This is a genomic window from Streptomyces sp. NPDC088817, assembly GCF_044750345.1.
Taxonomy (GTDB): domain Bacteria; phylum Actinomycetota; class Actinomycetes; order Streptomycetales; family Streptomycetaceae; genus Streptomyces.
The window spans coordinates 90,053-108,836 of record NZ_JBIVJN010000011.1; the positions used below are offsets into that span (position 1 = coordinate 90,053).

15 protein-coding genes are annotated in these 18,784 nt (G+C 73.1%); 7 read left to right on the forward strand and 8 right to left on the reverse strand.

The genetic code is table 11. The features are described 5' to 3' along the window. Nucleotides 1-28 precede the first annotated feature (28 nt). A complete protein-coding gene (locus tag ACIP4X_RS21195; RefSeq protein WP_358730462.1) occupies nt 29-679 on the reverse strand; it encodes a TetR/AcrR family transcriptional regulator in 651 nt (216 codons plus the stop codon). Nucleotides 680-816: 137 nt separating this feature from the next. Between ACIP4X_RS21195 and ACIP4X_RS21200 the strand changes: the two genes are divergently transcribed. After that, on the forward strand, nt 817-1,848 hold the full coding sequence (locus ACIP4X_RS21200; RefSeq protein WP_358730463.1) for a medium chain dehydrogenase/reductase family protein: 1,032 nt from the start codon (nt 817-819) through the stop codon (nt 1,846-1,848). 296 nt (nt 1,849-2,144) lie between these two features. Continuing rightward, nucleotides 2,145-3,131, forward strand: coding sequence for a D-cysteine desulfhydrase family protein (locus ACIP4X_RS21205; protein ID WP_358730464.1), 987 nt, complete (start codon nt 2,145-2,147; stop codon nt 3,129-3,131). 79 nt (nt 3,132-3,210) lie between these two features. Here the strand turns inward: ACIP4X_RS21205 and ACIP4X_RS21210 are convergent, their stop codons facing one another. The 4 genes from ACIP4X_RS21210 to ACIP4X_RS21225 all read right to left on the reverse strand — a co-directional run bounded on the left by ACIP4X_RS21210 (nt 3,211) and on the right by ACIP4X_RS21225 (nt 9,616). Beyond that, nucleotides 3,211-4,182 carry an ABC transporter ATP-binding protein gene (locus ACIP4X_RS21210; protein WP_358730465.1) on the reverse strand — a complete coding sequence of 324 codons (972 nt, stop codon included), beginning with the start codon at nt 4,180-4,182 and terminating at the stop codon, nt 3,211-3,213. Continuing rightward, complete coding sequence (locus tag ACIP4X_RS21215; protein WP_391454714.1) at nt 4,179-6,182, reverse strand: oligopeptide/dipeptide ABC transporter ATP-binding protein; 2,004 nt, start codon at nt 6,180-6,182, stop codon at nt 4,179-4,181. The genes ACIP4X_RS21210 and ACIP4X_RS21215 overlap by 4 nt, the downstream gene beginning before the upstream one ends. A gap of 1 nt (nt 6,183) precedes the next feature. Further along, nucleotides 6,184-7,134, reverse strand: coding sequence for an ABC transporter permease subunit (locus tag ACIP4X_RS21220; RefSeq protein ID WP_391454743.1), 951 nt, complete (start codon nt 7,132-7,134; stop codon nt 6,184-6,186). Nucleotides 7,135-8,041: 907 nt separating this feature from the next. Next, entirely contained in the window at nt 8,042-9,616 is a 1,575-nt protein-coding gene (locus ACIP4X_RS21225) for an ABC transporter substrate-binding protein (protein WP_391454742.1), read from the reverse strand. Nucleotides 9,617-9,769: 153 nt separating this feature from the next. On the opposite strand from ACIP4X_RS21225, the gene ACIP4X_RS21230 reads away from it, so the two are divergent. From ACIP4X_RS21230 to ACIP4X_RS21250, 5 genes are all read left to right on the forward strand, one after another. After that, nucleotides 9,770-10,546, forward strand: a complete 777-nt coding sequence (locus ACIP4X_RS21230) for an FCD domain-containing protein (RefSeq protein WP_358730468.1) — start codon at nt 9,770-9,772, stop codon at nt 10,544-10,546. Between the two features lie 384 nt (nt 10,547-10,930). Then, entirely contained in the window at nt 10,931-11,890 is a 960-nt protein-coding gene (locus ACIP4X_RS21235; protein WP_391454713.1) for a dihydrodipicolinate synthase family protein, read from the forward strand. Continuing rightward, entirely contained in the window at nt 11,887-12,831 is a 945-nt protein-coding gene (locus tag ACIP4X_RS21240) for an ROK family protein (RefSeq protein ID WP_391454712.1), read from the forward strand. The genes ACIP4X_RS21235 and ACIP4X_RS21240 overlap by 4 nt, the downstream gene beginning before the upstream one ends. Then, the gene (locus ACIP4X_RS21245) at nt 12,828-13,511 is read left to right on the forward strand and encodes a putative N-acetylmannosamine-6-phosphate 2-epimerase (protein WP_391454711.1); all 684 of its coding nucleotides are present in this window, start codon (nt 12,828-12,830) and stop codon (nt 13,509-13,511) included. The genes ACIP4X_RS21240 and ACIP4X_RS21245 overlap by 4 nt, the downstream gene beginning before the upstream one ends. A gap of 60 nt (nt 13,512-13,571) precedes the next feature. Then, nucleotides 13,572-15,038 (forward strand): sialate:H+ symport family MFS transporter, encoded by a 1,467-nt coding sequence (locus tag ACIP4X_RS21250; protein ID WP_391454741.1) that lies wholly within the window; start codon nt 13,572-13,574, stop codon nt 15,036-15,038. A 59-nt stretch (nt 15,039-15,097) separates the two neighbouring features. Here the strand turns inward: ACIP4X_RS21250 and ACIP4X_RS21255 are convergent, their stop codons facing one another. The 3 genes from ACIP4X_RS21255 to ACIP4X_RS21265 all read right to left on the reverse strand — a co-directional run bounded on the left by ACIP4X_RS21255 (nt 15,098) and on the right by ACIP4X_RS21265 (nt 18,286). Further along, nucleotides 15,098-15,625, reverse strand: a complete 528-nt coding sequence (locus tag ACIP4X_RS21255; protein WP_358730641.1) for an NUDIX hydrolase family protein — start codon at nt 15,623-15,625, stop codon at nt 15,098-15,100. Nucleotides 15,626-15,695: 70 nt separating this feature from the next. Next, nucleotides 15,696-16,883, reverse strand: coding sequence for an amidohydrolase family protein (locus ACIP4X_RS21260; RefSeq protein ID WP_391454710.1), 1,188 nt, complete (start codon nt 16,881-16,883; stop codon nt 15,696-15,698). Next, nucleotides 16,883-18,286 carry a glutamine synthetase gene (locus tag ACIP4X_RS21265; protein ID WP_391454709.1) on the reverse strand — a complete coding sequence of 468 codons (1,404 nt, stop codon included), beginning with the start codon at nt 18,284-18,286 and terminating at the stop codon, nt 16,883-16,885. The genes ACIP4X_RS21260 and ACIP4X_RS21265 overlap by 1 nt, the downstream gene beginning before the upstream one ends. Between the last annotated feature and the right edge of the window lie 498 nt (nt 18,287-18,784).

Consider the following 18,784-nt stretch of genomic DNA (forward strand, 5'->3'; position numbering starts at 1 on the left):
GTGTGCCGCTGCGGTACCACTGCGGCGGTCATTGACGCGTGATCGTCTCTGTCTCGGCGGCGTAGAGCCGGGCCGGGTCGAATCCCATGCCGGTGAAGTGGCCGGCGAGTTCGAGGGAGAGCACGCCGTGCAGGCGGGTCCAGAAGGCGAGGGCGCGATGCAGCGCCGACGGCGGGGCCGGGTGCTGTCCGGCCCAGGCCCGGTGGTCGTCCAGGTGCGCCTGGAGCGGTGACGGCGTCGTGGCGGGAAGGTGTTCGGGGGTGCAGGCGTCGAGGATGACAGCCATGATCTCCGCGGCGATCCGGGTGGTGTCCTCGGGGGCCCGGTAGCCGGGCACAGGGGTGCCGTAGAGAAGAAAGTACCGCTGGGGATCCTCCAGAGCCCACCCCCGCAGGACGTGCGCGAGGTCGCTGAGGTCCGTGCCGGCCTCGGCGCGGGCACGGAAGGCGTCGGCCAGACTGCGGTAGGCGTCCCTGATCAGCTCGGTGATCAGTTCGTCGCGGCTGGCGAAGTAGCGGTAGAGGGCCGGCCCGCTCATGCCGATCTGCTTGGCGATGGCGTTCAGAGACAGAGCGGAGGCCCCGGCGGCCGCGATCTGTTCCCAGGCGTGCTTCTTGATTTCCTCCCGTACCTGGGCGCGGTAGCGCTCCCGGGGAGTTGCCGCATCCGGCTTGCTCACGACCCGTTCTCCAGCCCTCTCGACGCCTGCCGTTAGAAGGTATCACGAGCGCGATTGACCCTCACGAAATGACGTGCTAGAACTTGCGTTAGAACTTCTAGCGAGTGCGATAACCTGCTAGGGAAAGGAGGGTGGTCGTGAGCAGCCACCCCTTCGTCGAGGTCGTTCTGCCGGGCGTCGTGGCCCCGGAAGACCTGCAGGTCCGGCCTGCGAGCGTGCCGGACCCCGGTCCGGGGCAGATCGTGATCGCCATGGAGGCGACCGGGGTCTCCTTCGCCGAGCAGCAGATGCGCCGCGGGCGGTACTACGACCAGCCGCCGTTCCCGTTCGTGCCCGGCTACGACCTGGTGGGCCGGGTGCTGTCGATCGGCCGGGGGGTCGACCCCGGGCTGGCCGGACGGCGCGTGGCCGCGCTGGTCAAGGTCGGCGGCTGGGCCAGCCACGTGCTCGTCGACGCGCAGGACGCGGTCGAGGTCCCCGAGGGGCTGGGCGCGGCCGAGGCGGAGACCGTGGTGGTCAACGGCATCACCGCCTGGCAGATGCTGCACCGCACCGCCCGCGTGCGCGCCGGGCAGACCGTCCTGGTGCACGGCGCCGGCGGCGGCGTGGGCCTGATCTTGGTTCAACTCGCCCGCGCCGCCGGTGTGAAGGTGATCGGTACGGCCTCCGCCCGGCACCACGACGCCCTGCGGGAACTGGATGTCACCCCGGTCGACTACCGCACGGGAGACGTGCCGGCCCAGGTCCGCAAGCTGGCCCCGGGGGGAGTGGACGCCGTCTTCGACCACGTCGGCGGGCGCAGCGTCATCGACTCCTGGCACCTGCTCGCCCCCGGCGGCACCCTCGTCTGCTACGGCAGTGCCTCCACCCGGGACGACACCGGCTCCAAGCAGTGGCCCGTTCTGAAGATCCTCGCTCGCACCTGGCTCTGGAACATCCTGCCCAACGGCCGCCGCGCCCACTTCTACAACATCTGGGCAGGCCGGACGCTGAACAAGAACCGCTTCCGCGCCCGGCTGCACACCGATCTCACCGAGGTTCTCACCGCTCTGCGCCGCGGCGACATCACCGCCCCCATCGCCGCCCAACTGCCGCTCGCCAGGGCCGCGGAGGCCCTGCGTCTGGCGGAATCCGGCACCGTCACCGGCAAGGTCGTCCTGACACCCTGACCTGCAAAGCCCGCCGGCACCACCCGGCCACGCCCCCAAGCCCCGCCACCGTCGAACCTCGAAGCAGATTCGGCGCACCGCCGAAAACCCAAACCGTCCGCCACCCCGCGGACCATTACCCGAATGACCGACGTCATGGACCCCGGGCAGCTGATGGAGTGTCAGGATGTGCTCAGGATTCGAAGTACCATGGCGACCGGGGGAATCCTGTCACTCCGACTGGAGACAGTCGCAGAACAAGGGCCGATTTCGGAGACATCCGAGACCGGCCCTTGATCGTCCAGGAACGGGCTCTCATGACCACACTGCCGCCTCGTCGCGTCGACCTCGGTACGTTCCCCACTCCTGTCGAGCCGCTTCCCCGCCTGGCCGCTGCCATCGGCCTTCGGCCGGACGATCTGTGGGTCAAGCGTGATGACCTGACCGGGCTCGGCGGCGGCGGAAACAAGATCCGCAAGCTTGAGTGGACCGTGGGAGCGGCTCTCGCCGAGGGGGCCGCCACACTGGTGACGACCGGAGCCCCGCAGAGCAACCACGCCCGCCTCACCGCCGCGGCGGCCGCCCGGCTCGGCATGAACGCCGTGCTGGTCTTCCCGGGTTCCCCCGGAGCGTCGCACTCGGGCAACCTGGCACTGGACGGCCTGCTGGGCGCGCGTATCGTCTGGGCCGGCGATGCCGACGCCGACCGTCTGGCGCAGGAAGCCGCGGCGGTGACCGAGCGACTGCGGCGTCGAGGAGAGCGGCCCGCTCTCATCCCCTTCGGAGGCTCCAGTCCGCTCGCCGCGCGCGGCTACCTGCGCTGTGCGGAGGAACTCACGGCACAGGTCCCCGATCTGCGCCATACCGTGGTGGCACTGGGATCCGGAGGCACGATGGCCGGCCTTGTCGCGGGACTCGGCGCGGAACGTGTCCTCGGCGTCGACACCGGTGCCCGCGCCGAAGTCGCCGCCGCCGTATGCGAGTTCGCCGCCCCCCTCTCGGCGACGGCCCCGACCGCCGAGGACCTCAGAGTCCGTCACGACCAAGTCGGCGAGGGTTACGGGGCGTTCACCGACCAGGTGGCTGACGCGCTGTTGCTGGCGGCGCGCACCGAAGGAATCGTCCTCGACCCCGTCTACACCGGCCGCGCCTTGGCAGGGCTCATCTCCGCCGTCCGGGACGGGGACATCGTGCCCGGTGAGAAGACGGTGTTCCTCCACACGGGAGGCCTGCCCGGTCTCTTCGGTCATCGGGACGCGGTCGCCTTCGCCGAGCAACGCCTCAGGCACGAACCGGACGCGTGACCGTGTCGGAGCGGTTCGGTACGGGCCCTCTCCCCCACCCCGGGAGGGTGGGGGAGAGGGCCCGTACACGACGTCCTCGCTACGACCGGTCGTCCTCGGTCTGCGGGTGGACGCAGTGCCAGCGGTGGGACTCGTCAGGGTCGGACCGGGCCGCGGGGAAGGCGGTCACGCAGGCGTCGTCGGCCTTCCAGCAGCGGGTGCTGAAGGGGCAGCCCGGTGGCGGGTTGACCGCGGACGGCACCGGGCCGTGCAGCACGATGCGTTCGCTGCGCTCCATCAGGCTCGGGGTGGCCGACAGCAGGGCCTGGGTGTACGGGTGCGCGGGGGAGTCGGCGACGCGTCGCGCCGGGCCCTCCTCCACGATCCGGCCGAGGTAGAGCACCGCGAGCCGGTCGGCGAGGTGCCGCACGGTCTGGATGTCGTGCGAGATGAACACCATGCCGAGGTTCAGCCGGTCCCGCAGGTCCACCAGGAGGTTGAGGACCTGCGCGCGTACCGACACGTCGAGGGCGCTGGTCGGCTCGTCGGCGACGATCAACTCCGGTTCCAGGGCGAGCGCGCGGGCGATGGCGACGCGCTGGCGCTGCCCGCCGGAGAGCTGTCCCGGCAGAGCCCGCAGGGTGTGCGCGGGCAGGCCGACCAGGTCGAGGAGTTCCTCGACCCGCGCGTCGCGCTCCCTGTCGCCGCCCCGCCGGTGCACGTCCAGCGGGTCGCGCAGGATCCGGCCCACCGGCAGCCGCGGGTTCAGGGCGGTCGACGGGTCCTGGAAGACGACGCCGACGGAGGAGCCGAACTCGCCGCGCCGCCGGGCGCCGGGCATTGTCCACAGGTCCTCGCCGTGGAAGGTGACCGTGCCTTCGGTGGGCCGCTGCAGACCCGTCAGCACCCGGGCCAGGGTCGACTTGCCGCAGCCGGACTCGCCGACCAGGCCGACGATCTCGCCGCGCCCAACCTCCAGCGAGGCATCGGTCAGGGCGTGCACGTGGCTCCGGTCGAACAGGCCGCCGCCGCGGGCCTTGTGGCGTACGTGAACGTGGTCGAGCCGGATCATCGGTTGCTCTCCTGAAGCAGGGCGGCCGGCACGGGGTGGTGGCACGCGGCGCTGTGGTCGGGCCCGCCGCCGGGGACGGGCGGGGTGGTGCGGCACAGGTCGGTCGCCGCGGCGCAGCGCGAGGCGAACCGGCAGCCGTCCCCGAAGCGGCGCGGCGCCGGGACGATGCCGGGGATCTGGTGCAGCCGCTCGGCGCCCGCCTCCAGGGACACCACCGAGCCGAGCAGCCCGCGGGTGTACGGGTGGGCGGGCGCGGACAGCAGCGACCGGGTCTCGGCGACCTCCGCGACCTGGCCGGCGTACATCACCGCGATGCGGTGCGACAGGTCGCCGACGAGCGCGAGGTCGTGGGAGACGAGGATCATCGCGAAGCCGAGCTCGTCGCGCAGCCGTTCGAGCAGTTCCACCACCTGGGCCTGGACGGTGACGTCGAGCGCGGTGGTCGGCTCGTCCGCGATCAGCAGGCGGGGGCTGCGGGAGAGCGCCATGGCGATGAGTACGCGCTGACGCTGGCCGCCGGAGAGTTCGTGCGGGTAGCTGCGCAGGGTCCGCCGCGGGTCGAGGCCGACCAGTTCGAGCAGTTCGGCGGGGGTCTGGGTACCGCCGCGGCTGGTGAGCTGCTTGAGCTGACGGCCGACGAGCACCGAGGGGTTCAGTGAGGAGAGCGCGTCCTGGTAGACCATGGCGATCTCCGGGCCGTTGAGGGCCCGGCGCTGCCGGGGGCCGAGCTCCAGGAGATCACGCCCGCGGTACTCGACGCGACCGCCGACCTCGGCGTTGCGGGCCAGCAGCCCCATGACGGCGAGGCTGGTGATGCTCTTGCCGCAGCCCGACTCGCCGACCAGGCCGAGGGTCTCGCCCTCGCGGACCGAGAAGGAGATGCCGTCCACGACCCGGGTGTCGCCGTAGCGGTCCGGGAAGCGGATGGTCAGGTCCTCCACGACCAGAAGCTCGGCCGCGTCGTCGGCGAGCGGGGTGAAGGCGGACGGTCCACTCAGCACACGCGCGGAGAGCCGGGCGAGCGCGGCGTCGACGTCCGCGGCGGAATCGGTACTCCCGTCCGCGCTGGACGTGGTGGATGCGGTAGACGCGGTGGATCCCGTCACGGAGGGCGTCGACGGCTGCGGATCACCGTCGTCCGCGCGGGCGTCGGACGGGGCCGCCGCCGCGTCGGTGAGGCCCTCGGACAGGATGTTCAGGGCGAGTACGGTCACCAGCAGCACGAGGCCGGGCAGCAGGGTGGCCCACCAGCCGCCCGACAGCAGGATCTGCCGGCCGTAGGACAGGACGTTGCCCCAGCTGGGGTCGGGGTCCTGCACACCGGCCCCGATGAAGGACAGGCTGGCCTCGAAGATGATGGCGTCGGCGACCAGCACGGTGGCGAACACCATGACGGGCGCGGCGCAGTTGACGGCCACGTGGCGGACCACGATGTACGCGCGGCGGGCGCCGATCACCTTCTCGGCGGCCACGTAGTCCTCGCCGTACTGCGCCATGACGTTGGCGCGCACCACGCGGGCGAGCGAGGGCATGTAGACGAACGCGATGCACAGGATGAGCACGGGCAGGCTGGTGCCGAAGACGGTGACCAGCACGGCCGCGAGGGCGATCGGCGGGAAGGCCATGACGATGTCGAGCGTGCGCATCACCGACTCGTCGCCGAGTTTGCGCGAGGTGGCGGCCAGCGAGCCGAGGACGGCGCCCAGCACCAGGGCGGCGGCGGTCGAGCCCAGACCGATGACCAGGGAGTACCGGGCGCCGTAGACGACACGCGCGAAGATGTCCCGGCCGACCCGGTCGGTACCGAACCAATGGGCGCCGCTGGGTGGTTGGACGGGGACGCCGGTGGCGAGCGGGTCGGCGGCGATCAGCGGCGCGAAAACGGCGGCGAGGATTACGACCGCCAGCACGCCGAGGGCGAGCCGCGAGGACGACGGAAGCGCCCGGAACCGGATGCCGGGGCGGGACAGTCTCCTGACGAGACCGCTTCTGGGGAACATGTCACACCGTCCTGATACGCGGGTTGACCAGCAGGTACAGCAGGTCGACGACGACGTTGACGACCAGGAAGGCGACGGCGATGGTGAGCACGGTGCCCTGGACGAGTGCGACGTCGCCGCCGGTGACCCCCTCGAGGATCAGCTTGCCCATGCCGGGCAGGTCGAAGATGGTCTCGATCACGACCGCGCCGCTGAGCAGGTAGCCCACCCGTACGCCGAGCACGGTCAGCGGGGTGATGAGCGCGTTGCGCAGCACGCCCCGGACGACGACGTGGCGGGGCAGCCCGTTGCCGGTGGCGGTCCGTACGTAGTCGCGGTCCAGCTCGGCCACCATGGAGGTGCGCACCAGACGGGCCAGCGAGGCCGCGACGGGGACCGCGAGGGCGAAGGCGGGCAGGGCCAGGGACCTGAGCCAGCCACTGAAGGAGTCGGCCGGGTTGACGTAGCCGCCGGTGGGGAACACCGGGTTGTTCAGGGCGAACTGCTGGATGAGCAGTACCCCGAGCCAGAACGACGGGACGGCGACTCCCGCGATCGACAGCACCCGGGTGAGCTGGTCGGGCCAGCGGTCCCGGAAGACCGCGCCGGTCACGCCGAGCACGAGGGCGAGGACGATCGCGATCACCAGGCCGAGCGCGGTGAGCTGGAGGGTGAGGGGCAGCGCGACGGAGATCCGGTCGAGCACCGGCTGGCTCGGCGGCACGGTGGAGCCGAGATCGCCGCTCAGCAGTCGGCCGAGGAAGCGGACGTAGCGCACCGGCAGCGGGTCGTTGAGGCCGTTGGCCTCGGCGAAGGCGGCGCGGGCCGTGGCCGAGGCGCCGTCGCCCAGGGCGTTGTAGGCGGGGTCGACGGGCGAGAACTGAAGCACCACGAAGACGAGCAGCGTGATGCCGAGGATCATCACCGGCGTGATCGCCAGACGGCGCAGCGCGAGCCGGAGGAATGTGACCATCATGGGTTCCTAGAGAAGGGGAGGACACCGGGGTTGCGTCAGCCGCCCGGCGAGCGCCGGTACGGCAGCCGCTCAGCGGGCCGCCGGGCGTCGGCAGCCGTCCGGCGGTGCGGGGGTTGCGTCAGCCGTTCGGCAGACACTGGAGCTGTGGCTGCTGCCCGGCGGGGCCGGGGTGCGGAAGTCGACTGTTGGGCACGGGTTGCGGCAACCGCCCGACGGGTGCCGGTGCGTCAGCCGCTCGGCGGGCCCCTGGCGCGGCAGCCGCCCAGCGGGCCGCCGGGCGTCGGCAGCCGTTTGGCGGGCGCCGGGCCGGCGTCAGCCGGACGGCAGGCACGGGAGCCGTGGCTGCCATCCCCGGCGGGGCCGGGGTGCGGAAGTCGCCTGGCGAGCGCCGGTGCGGCAGCCGCTCAGCGAGCCCGCCGGGTGTCGGCAGCCTGCCGGCGGTTGCCGAGCCGGCGTCAGCCGTTCGGCAGACACCGGATCCGCGGCAGCCGCCCAGCGAGGCCGGGTACGGCAGCCGCCGCCCGGTAGGCAGGAGTTGCGACAACCGCCCGGCGAGCGCCGGCACGGCAGCCGCCCGGCAGCCCTCTGGGCACGGCATCCGTCCGACAGACACCGAGGCACGGCAGCCACCGAGCAGGCTCCCGGCCCGGCAGCTCTCCGGCGGACACCGGGCCGGCGATAGCCGTTCGGCAGCCACCGCCCGACAGGCACCGAGCCGTAGCCACCGCCCGACAGGCACCGACCCGTAGCCACCGCCCGACAGGCACCGAGCCGTAGCCACCGCCCGGCGGGCACTGGCCCGCGGCCACCGCCCGGCAGCCGCCGCAGCCGCGGCAGTCGCCCACCGGGCCCCCGGCCGGAGTGGGCCGAGCCCGCCGCCGCTGCGTCGGCGCCGGACGGTGGGTCAGGCGTGGCTGACGTCCAGGAGCGACAGGCCGGTCGTCGGCAGGGGCTTGAACCCCCGCAGCGCCTTGTCGTTCCAGGCCGTGGGCAGCTTGCGGTGCAGGACGGGATAGAGGGCGGCGGCGTCCGCGACCAGGTCGACGGCCTGGCCCCACAGGTCCTTGCGCGTGGCCTCGTCGGTGGCCTGGGCGGCATTGTCCAGCAGGGAGTTGACCTTCTTGTACTCGGCGGTCCCGCCCCAGCCGTAGCGGCTCTCGGGCCACAGACCGGAGTAGTACCAGCGCATCAGCAGGTCGACGTCGTTGCCGAAGACGGACGGGTCGCCGGGGGCGAGCAGGACCGTGTAGGAGCCGGCGTCCACCTTGGCGTACTGGGCCGAGGACTGGCCGATGCTCAGCGTGGTCTTCACGCCGATGGCGTCCCAGCTCTCCTTGACCAGCGGGGCCACGTCCTTGACCCAGCCGGTGTCCGTGGTCAGCAACGTGACCGAGAGGTTCTCGGCGCCGGCCTCGCCGAGCAGCTTCCTGGCCCTGGCCGGGTCGTGCCCGTAGACCGTGGCGGCCTGGTGGAAGTCGGGGTGGGTGGGCTGGAGGTAGCTGCGCGCGGCCGTGCCGTTGCCGGCCATGGCCGTGGTGATGAGTTTGTCGGTGTCCAGCGCGTAGTGCAGCGCCTGGCGCACCCGCTTGTCGTCGAAGGGCTTCTTCTTGCAGTTGAACATCAGGAAGAGCAGGCCGAAGGACTGCACGGACTCGACCTTCACCTTCCGGGCGAGGCGGTCCACGTCGAGGTAGGGCACGTCCTCGATGGCCTGCACCCGGCCCGACTCCATGGCGCTGACCCGGGCGGCGGGGTCGGAGACCAGGCGCCAGACCATCTTCTTCGCCTTGGCCGGGTGGCTGCCGTTGTACTTGTCGTACGCCTCGAAGGCGATCTTGTCCTCGCGGGTCGCCGAGACCATCCGGTACGGGCCCGAGCCGACCGGCAGGGCGTCGAAGCCCTTCTGGTCCGCCTCCACCAGCTTCTTGGGGACGATCTTGGCGACCGAGACGCGGCCGGGGAACAGCGCGAAGGGATACTTCAGCTTGAACTCGACCGTCCTGGCGTCGACCGCCCCGACCGAGTCGAGGAACGGCAGGAACTGCGCCATCAGGGAGGCGTTCTTCTCGTCGAGGATCCGCTCGAAGCTGTACACGACGTCCTCGGCGGTGACGTCGGAGCCATCGTGGAAGGTGGCGCCCTCGCGCAGGGTGGCACGGTAGGTGGTGGCGTTCACCTTGACCGGCAGCGCGGTGGCCAGGCCGGGCCGGGCTTCGAGCGTGGCCGGATCCAGGTCCACCAGGCCCTCGAAGACATGCAGGTTGGCGGCGATCGGCGTGGCGCCCGAGGCGGTCATCGGGTCGAAGCCGGTCGAGAGGGCGTAGGAGATGCCCGTCTCGATGGTGTCCGTCCCTCCTCCACCGCTCGCGCCGGTGTCCGAGCCGGTCGAGGCCGGGCCGCTGCACGCGGAGATCGAGGCGGTCAGGGCCGAGGCGGCCCCGAGGGCACTCGCATAGCGCAGAAATCTGCGACGATCCATGCCGACGGGCGTCTTGTACGACACGAGAGGTCCCTCCTGGGGGCGGCACAAAGCGAGGAAACGAAAGAGGAATTGAGGTCCCGTCATCAGACGTCTGATGTCCGACCTTGATAGGCTGTGAAGGTAGCTTCATTGAGCAGAAGGGGTCAAGAGGTGAATTCGTCGCGTCCGCAAGAGGTCCGGGCGGCGGTCAGGCCGTCACTGCGTCAGGAGGTCTCGGAGGCGATCAAGAGCTACATCCTCGACAATCACCTCAAGCCGGGGGACCCGCTGCCGTCGGAGGCGGAACTGTGCACCGCCCTCGGTGCCAGCCGGTCCAGCATCCGCGAGGCCGTGAAGACCCTGGCGGTGCTGGACATCGTCGAGGTGCGGCGCGGTCACGGCACGTACGTCGGCCGGCTGAGCCTGTCCGCGCTGGTGGAGGGGCTGGCCTTCCGCGGCCTGCTCAGCCCCAAGGACGACTTCCGGATCCTGTCCGAGCTGGTCGAGGTGCGGGAACTGATCGAACGCGGCATGGCCGCGCGCATCATGGCGACCCTCGGGCCCGAGGATCTCGACGCCCTCGACGCCCTCGTCGACGAGATGGACCGGCGCGGCGCCCATGACGACCGCGGCTTCGCGGAATGTGACCGGTCCTTCCACGAGCGACTGATGAAGCCGCTGGAGAACGAGCTGGTCAGTCAGCTCTCGCTGGCCTTCTGGGACGTCTACGCCATCGTCGCGCCCCAGTTGGAGGGCATCTCCGAGGAGGCCGAGGCGGGAACCATCGCCGACCACCGCGCCATCGTGCGGGCGGCCAGGCAGGGGGACGTCGAGGGCTTCGTGCACGCCCTCTCCGGCCACTACGCGCCGGTGCGCAGGCGGCTGGCGGAGGCGCAGGCGCACGCGGGCCGGGGCGGCGCGCGGAGCGAGGCCGAGCGCACCGCCTGACGGATCACCGGAGACCGTCCAAGCACACCGCCCGACCGGTCGTCGGCGACCGCCCAAGCGCACCGCCTCATGGATCACCGGGGACCGCCGGAGCCCACCGGTCGTCGGCGACCGTCCGAGCCCACCGTCCGCCGGTCGCGGGCGACCGCCCAAGCGCACCGCCCGCCCGCCGTAAGCCGCCCGCCCGTACCGGCGGGCTCCGGACGTCGTTCCCCATACGGACCTGCCGCCCGGGTCGGAGTCGAGAGTGTGAGCCATCCCCCTCTTGACCGACCCGGGCGGCCGCGTCTTATGGTTCAGACGTCAGACATCTGACGTCCTTTTCGCGGCCCGCCGCGATCCGCAGTTCCGTCACCCGGCCCATCAGCCCATGGAGTAGCCCCCATGCCTCTGACCGCACCCCTGCGCGGGGTCGTCCCGCCCGTGTGCACCCCGCTCGACGCCCACGGCGAGGTCGACACGGCCTCCCTGGCCCGGCTGGTCGAGCACCTGCTCGGCGGCGGCGTCCACGGGCTCTTCGCCCTCGGCTCGACCAGCGAGGTCGCCTACCTCACCGACGAGCAGCGGGGCACCGCCCTGGAGACCGTGGTCAACGTGGTCGACGGACGGGTACCGGTCCTCGCCGGCGTCATCGACACCACCACCCCCCGCGTCCTCGACCACGCCCGCGAGGCGGCCCGGATCGGCGCGGACGCCCTGGTCGTCACCGCGCCGTTCTACACCCGCACCCACCCCCGGGAGATCGCCGCCCACTTCCGCAGGATCCGCCAGACGGTCGACCTGCCGCTGTTCGCCTACGACCTGCCGGTCTCCGTGCACAGCAAGCTCTCGCCCGCCCTGATCCTCGAACTGGCCGCCGACGGCACCCTGGCCGGACTCAAGGACAGCAGCGGCGACGAGGGCTCCCTGCGCCGCCTGCTCCTCGCCCTCGGCGGACGCCAGGGCCGCGCCGAGGGCCCCGTACCCGGCTTCTCCGTCCTCACCGGCTCCGAACTGACCGTGGACGCGGCCCTGCTGGCCGGCGCCGACGGCGTCGTCCCCGGCCTCGGCAACGTCGACCCCGCCGGTTACGTCCGGCTCTACGAGGCGGCCAGGGCCGGCGACTGGCAGCTGGCCGTCCAGGAGCAGGAGCGGCTCGCCGACCTGTTCGGCATGGTCGACGCGGGGCCCGAGGCCGAGATGGGCCGCAGCTCCTCCGCGCTGGGCGCGTTCAAGGCGGCGCTGCGCCTGCTGGGCGTCATCGACTGCGGTGACACCGCCTTCCCGCAGATCCAGCTCGGCGCCGCCCCCGTCGCCGCGGTCGACGCGCGGCTGCGCGCCGCCGGGCTCATCCCGGTCCGATGACGCGGACCCCGGCACCGGACACCACTCCCGTCATCGGACTCGACCTGGGCGGCACCAAGATCGCGGCCGCCCTGGTCGGCCCGGACGGCACGGTGCTGCGCCGGCACACCCGCCCGACTCCGGCGCGGGCGGGCGCGCCGGCCGTGCTCGACGCGCTCGCCGCCGCGGCCCGCGAGGTGGACGACGGCGCCCGGGCGATCGGAGTCGCCGCCGCCGGAGTCGTGGACCCGCGCACCGGCGTCGTCACCAGCGCCACCGACTCCATCACCGGATGGGCCGGCACCGAGCTGGCCGCGGGTTTGTCCGACCGTACGGGGCTGCCGGTCGCCTGCGACAACGACGTACGCGCCACGGCCGCCACCGAACTCGCCGAATCCGCCGACCCGTACGCCTCCCTCGTCTACGTCGCCGTGGGCACCGGAGTCGGCGGCGCCGTCGCGGTGGACGGCCGCATGCTGCACGGCAGCGCCGGCATCGCGGGCCACCTCGGACATGTGCCGAGCCCCGAGGCCACCGGCCTGCCCTGCACCTGCGGCGGCAGCGGCCACCTGGAGGCGATCGCCTCGGGACCCGCGATCACCGCCCTGTACGAGCGGCTGAGCGGCCGCACCGCCGACCGCCTCCAGACCGTGGCGGAACGCGCCGCCGCGGGTGACGCCACCGCACGGCAGGCGATCACCACCGGGGCGCGGGCCACGGGAAGCGCCCTCGGCGGACTGGCCAACGCGCTCGGCCCGGACCGCGTCGTGATCGGCGGCGGCGTAGCCCGGATCGGCGACCTGTACTGGTCCGCGCTGACCGACGCCTTCCGCGCCGAACTGATGGCTCCGCTGCGCCGACTGCGCCCGGTCCCTCCGCGCCTGGGCTCCGACGCGGCCGTCCTGGGGGCGGCCCTGCTCACCCGCACCGCGTCCCCGCACTTCACAGGAGGACCCCGATGACCACGACCCCCTCGCCCGTAGCCGCCGTCGCGGGCCGGCTGATCGTCTCCTGCCAGGCCCCCGAGGGCGACCCGATGCGCGACACCGCGACCCTGGTCCGGCTGGCGCGCTCGGCCGAGGCCGGCGGCGCCGCGGCCGTCCGTGTCAACGGCCCCGAGGTGGTGGCCGCCGTCGCCGCCGCCGTCACCGTTCCCGTGATCGGGCTGTGGAAGGACGGCGACACCGGCGTCTACATCACCCCGACCGTGCGGCACGCCCTCGCCGTCGCCGAGGCCGGCGCCCAGGTGGTCGCCGCGGACGCCACGGCGCGCCCCCGCCCGGACGGCGGCTCCTTCGCCGACCTCGTGACCGCCGTGCACGCGGCGGGCGCCCTGGTCATGGCGGACGTCGCCACGCTGGAGGAAGGCGTGCTCGCCGCCCGGCAGGGCGCCGACTTCGTCTCCACCACCCTGTCGGGATACGCGCCCGGCTCCCCGCGCCAGTCGGGCCCGGACCTGGAACTGGTCGCCGCCCTCGCCCGCGCGACCGGCACCCCGGTCGTCGCCGAGGGCCGGCTCGGCACCCCCGAGGAGGCGGCCGAAGCGCTCGCCCGGGGCGCCCACAGCGTGGTCGTCGGCACCGCCATCACCGCCCCGACCGCCCTCACCCACCGCTTCGCGACACACCTCACACGTCGATAGAGGCGTCTTTACCTTCCGACGGTGCTCGGCGACGAGTCCGTCCGGCATCCTGGAGCAACCGTGCACCACACCGCGCCATCCGAGCCGCCCTGGTTCCGCCAGGTGGGCCGCAGCCAGTGGAAGTCGTTCTTCGCCGCCTGGATCGGCTACGTCCTCGACGGCTTCGACTTCGTGCTGATCACCCTGGTCCTCACCGAGATCAGCGCCGACTTCCACCTCGACACCGTCCAGGCGGCGAGCCTGGTCTCCGCCGCGTTCATCACACGGTGGCTCGGCGGCGCGCTGCTCGGAGCCCTCGGTGACCGCTTCGGGCGCAAGCTCTCGATGGTGGTCAGCATCCTGCTGTACTCCCTGGGCACCTTCGCCTGCGGATTCGCCTGGGACTACACCAGCCTGTTCGTCGCCCGGCTCGCCATCGGCATGGGCATGGCGGGCGAGTACTCGTCCAGCGCCACCTACGTCATGGAGAGCTGGCCGGTGCGCATGCGCAACCGGGCCAGCGGCTTCCTGATCTCGGGCTACTCGGTGGGCACGGTGCTGGCCGCGCAGGTCTACAAGTGGGTCGTGCCGGCGCTCGGGTGGCGCTGGATGTTCTACCTCGGCCTGATCCCCGTCGTGGTCGCGCTGTGGATGCGCCGCACACTGCCCGAGGCCGCCGACTGGAAGGCCTCGGTCGCCGAGCGGGAGCAGCGGCCCAACCCCTTCCGTCCGCTGTTCACCACCCGGACCAGGGCCACCGTCAACGTGGTGCTCGCGGTGGCGGCGACCGTCTCGCTCTTCGCGGTCTTCACCCCGCTGGGCGACGGTCTCGTACCGGTCCTGTCGGTGCTCGCCGCGGTCTGTCTGATCGCCTTCGCCGTGCAGCTCGGCGGCCGCCGCGGGTGGCTGCTGTACGTGTCGATGATCGTCACGATCTTCTTCGCGTTCCTGTACTCCTGGCCCATCCAGGCGCTGCTGCCCACCTATCTGAAGACCGACCTGGGCTACGACGCCGGGCAGGTCACCGACGCGCTCTACTACGCGGGCTTCGGCACGATGGCCGGCTGCTGGCTGGCCGGGTTCATGGGCGACTGGATCGGCACCAGGAAGGCGTACGCCTTCACGCTGCTGGCCTCACTGGCCTTCGTCTTCCCGGTCTTCGCGGTCCGCGACAGCCTGCCGCTGCTCGGTGTGCTGCTGTTCGCGCTCCAGGCCACCAGCTTCGGCATCTCCGGACTGCTGCCCCGGTACATCGGCGGTCACTTCCCGACCCACACCCGGGCCGCCGCGCTGGGCTTCACGTACAACGTGGGCGCCCTGGGCGGCGCCGTGGCGCCCGTCCTCGGCGCCCGCCTCGCCTCCGGCATGGACCTGGGCCACGCGCTCGCCGTCCTCACCTTCGCCGGGACGATGATCGTCGTGGTCCTCGTCGGCTTCGACGTGCCGCGCCGGCTGGGCCGGCTCCTCGACCCGGACGGGCCGGCCGACCACCTCGTGACGGACGAGGACCGCGGCCCGGTCCCGGCCGCCCGCGCGACCGCCGGCTAGCCGGACCGAGCCGGGGAGGGCGCCGCCGGTGATGCCGGAGGCGCCCTTCGCGCGGTGTGTCAGTACGCGTGGCCCACGTGGGCCAGCGCCTGCTTGAGCAGCACCCCGTGCCCGCCCGGCATCTCACTGTGGAGCGCGGCGGACGCCGCCTCCTGCGGGCTGAACCAGACCAGGTCCAGCGCGTCCTGCCGGGGGCGGCAGTCACCGGCGACCGGCACGATGTAGGCCAGGGACACAGCGTGCTGGCGCGGATCGTGGTACGGCGTGACACCGGCCGTCGGGAAGTACTCGGCGACGGTGAACGGCTGGAGGGACGCCGGCACGCGGGGCAGCGCCACCGGGCCGAGGTCCTTCTCCAGATGCCGCAGCAGGGCGTCCCGCACGCGCTCGTGGTGCAGCACCCGGCCGGAGACCAGGGTCCGGCTGACCGTTCCGTCCGGTCCGATGCGCAGCAGCAGTCCGATGCTGATCACTTCGCCGCTGTCGTCGACGCGCACCGGTACCGCCTCGACGTAGAGGATCGGCATGCGGGCGCGCGCCGACTCCAACTCGTCCGTGGTCAGCCAACCGGGCGTGGTTTCGGTCATGTCAGACATCGCTTGATCATACTTTCAGTGGTGCTCGATGGGGGAGATCGGTGACAGGGAGATCGGCGGTTCAGCCGGGGTCTTCGAGGGCGGTGACGCAGGACGGGCCGGCCAGTCCGTAGACCCGACGGGCGTTGTCCCGCCCCGTCCACCGGGCGATCCGCAGCGCGTCCGCCGCACTCAGCTCGTCGGCGTCCACGCGCTCCCGGAGCAGCCCGGCCAGGCCCTGCCGGAAGGCCACCGCGCCCAGGTGGTGGAACTCGGCCACACCGTAGGCGTCGGAGCTGTACAGCAGCTTGCGGAACGGCGTGATCTCCAGCGCCTCGGCGAGGACCGCCCGGGATCGGGCAGGCCCCACGTGGTGCAGCGTCAGGCCCACGTCGAGGTACACGTGCTCGAACACGGCGGCCAGATAGGCGGCCTGGCGCTGGTAGGGCCAGCAGTGCAGCAGCAGGACCGGGACCGTGCCCGCGGTCAGGCGCAGCCAGTCGGTCAGCAGGGCGGGGTCCGCACGGTGCAGACGGATGTCACTGTCCCCGAACCCGGTGTGCAACTGGAGGGGCAGACCGAGGCCGACCGCCGTCCACAGCAGATGTCGTACGAGCACCGGATCGTCGAGACGGCCGCCGCCGCGGGCGAGCCAGCCCGCCGCCGCCCGCGCGACCTCCTCCCGGCAGGGGCGGGCCGGGTCGAGACCGAAGCCGGTGCGGTAGGCGGCCACCGACTTCACCGCGACCACGCCCGGCCGCCGCACGGCGTCCTGCGCGGCCGCGCGGAAGGCGGCACCGTACTCGCCGGGCTCGACGCCCTCGGCCGCCACGGCCTCCGCGACGCGCTCCAGCCGTACGACCTCGTACGCCGTCGCGCCACCGCCCGCGGCGTCGGCCAGCTCCCGCGGGGTGGTGCCGGGCTCGGGAGCGAATCCGGTGTCGACGCAGAAGACGTTCGTGCCGCAGGCCCCGAGGAAGCGCCGGTTGACCTCCGCCGCGCCCAGCTCGGTGCGGCGGGCCAGATACCCCTCGGCGGGCGCGTGGCGCGGCAGGTCGAGGACCGGCGCGCAGTGGCGGCGCACGGCCACGCCGACCGGGCTGTCGAACGGCGAGATCCCGCTGCCGGGCCACGCCTCGCCCTCGGTGAGCAGGGACTCGAAGCCGGAACGGTCCAGGTCGGCGGTGACGACGCCGTGGCAGTGGTGGTCCACGAGCGGCAGCGCCGCGAGCACCTCGTGGACCCCCGCGGCCCCGGCCGACGCGCCCATCAGTACACCCAGCGGTACGCCGCCGCGACCTGCTCGTCGTCCAGCCCCTCGACGGCCGCGATCTCGCCCTGCCGCACGGCGGTGATCGCGTCGGCGAGGACCGGTCCGAGGGCGGTGCGCAGCACGTCGTCCCCGCGGAACGCGGCGACCGCCTCCGCCAGGGAGACCGGCAGCCGCCGTACGCTCCGGGCTTCCGCTTCCGCCTCGCCGAACCGGGCCGGGTCCCCGGTGATCTCCTCGGGCAGGGGCGCGGACGAGGCGGTGCCGTCAAGCCCGGCGGCGATCAGGCATCCCAGCGCCAGGTACGGGTTGGCCGCGAGGTCGACCGGTTTGACCTCCAGGTTGGCCGCCTGCCCGCGCTGCCCGCGGGTCCCGGTCACCACGCGCAGCGCGGCCTCCCGGGTCTCCCGGCCCCAGGCGGTGAACACCCCGGCCCACTGGGAGGGCCTGAGCCGGAGATAGCTGGCCGGGCTCGGCGCGGTCACCGCCGTCAGGGCGGGCAGGTGGGCGAGGAGACCGGCCGTGAAGGACTCGGCCTCGGCCGTCATGCCGTGGCGGCCCTCGCCCCCGGAGTGCAGGTTGGTCCCGTCGCGCCAGGCCGAGAGGTGGACGTGGCCGCCGTTGCCCACGCCGCGCGCGAGGACGGCCGGCGCGAAGGACACCTTCAGCCCGTGCCGCCGGGCCACGGCCCGCACGGTCTGCCGCACCAGCACGCTGCGGTCGGCCGCCGCCACCGGATCCAGCGCGCCGACGGACACCTCGAACTGCCCGGGCGCGTACTCGGGGTGGAACTGGTCCACGTCCACGCCCTGCGCGGCGAGGGCCGCCAGCAGATCGGCCGCGCAGTCGCTCAGCTCCACCTGCCGGACGGCCCCGTACGCCGGACCCGACGCCGCGGGCTCGAACGCGCCGCCGGGCGCGTCGCCCCGGCCGAACGCCCACTCGATCTCGACGGCCGCCTTGAAGGTGAGGCCGTGCCGCCGCTCGGCCTCGGCGGTGATCCGGCGCAGGAACGTACGGCCGCACCCGGGGTGGCGCTCGCCCTCCTGCGTGATCCGGTCGACCGGGGCCCAGGCCCAGCCGGGCTGCCCGGACAGGGCCACCAGATGGTCGAGGTCGGGGTAGAGCCGCAGATCGCCGTCGGGGGAGCCGAGGACGTCGGTGGTGACGATCGAGTCGTGCGCCAGGAACGTGTCGAACACCGGGGACATGCCCACCCCCCAGGCGGCGGCCGAGGGAAGCTTCGCCACCGGGACCGTCTTGACCCGGCCGATCCCCGCGGTGTCGACGTAGGCCAGGACGACGCCGTGCACGCCTCGCCCGGCCAGCTCGCCGCTGAGCGCGGTGGCCCGCTCCACGTCACCGGGGCGCCCGCCGGGGACGGGGTCGGCAAGGGTGGTCATAGTCCTCCTCGGCGGGCTCGGGCGAACCGGCGGCCGGGGCCGCCCGCGTCAGCGTTTCACGGCGACCGCGCCGAACCGCGGTACCGCGACGGGGGAGTCGCCGCCCGGACGCCACCGCGAGCACGGCACCGGGCCGGGCACGACCAGGGGCCCGGAAGAGCCGGTCACCCCGGTGCGGGCGCGGGCGCCCGGCGGTGTGCGGCTCTCGCTCACGTCCGTGCCCCTGTCGTCGCTCTCCTGCTCGCGCCCTTGCCGACGGCCTGCCGCGGCCGTCGCCGCCATTGTGCCGCCCGGTGATCACCGTGTCCGGGAATCGGCCGAACCCGGCCGGCCGGGCGGGCCCCGGTAGGCTGGCCGGGCCGTGGCGCCACGGCCCGATCGACCCGGCCGACGACGGCCCGGAGTCGGTACGGCGTCGGCCACCGCACGCCCCGCGCACGGCAACGGAGCCGACGCCCCACCACCGGCCGCGCCCGCCGCGCCCGTCACGGAAAACGG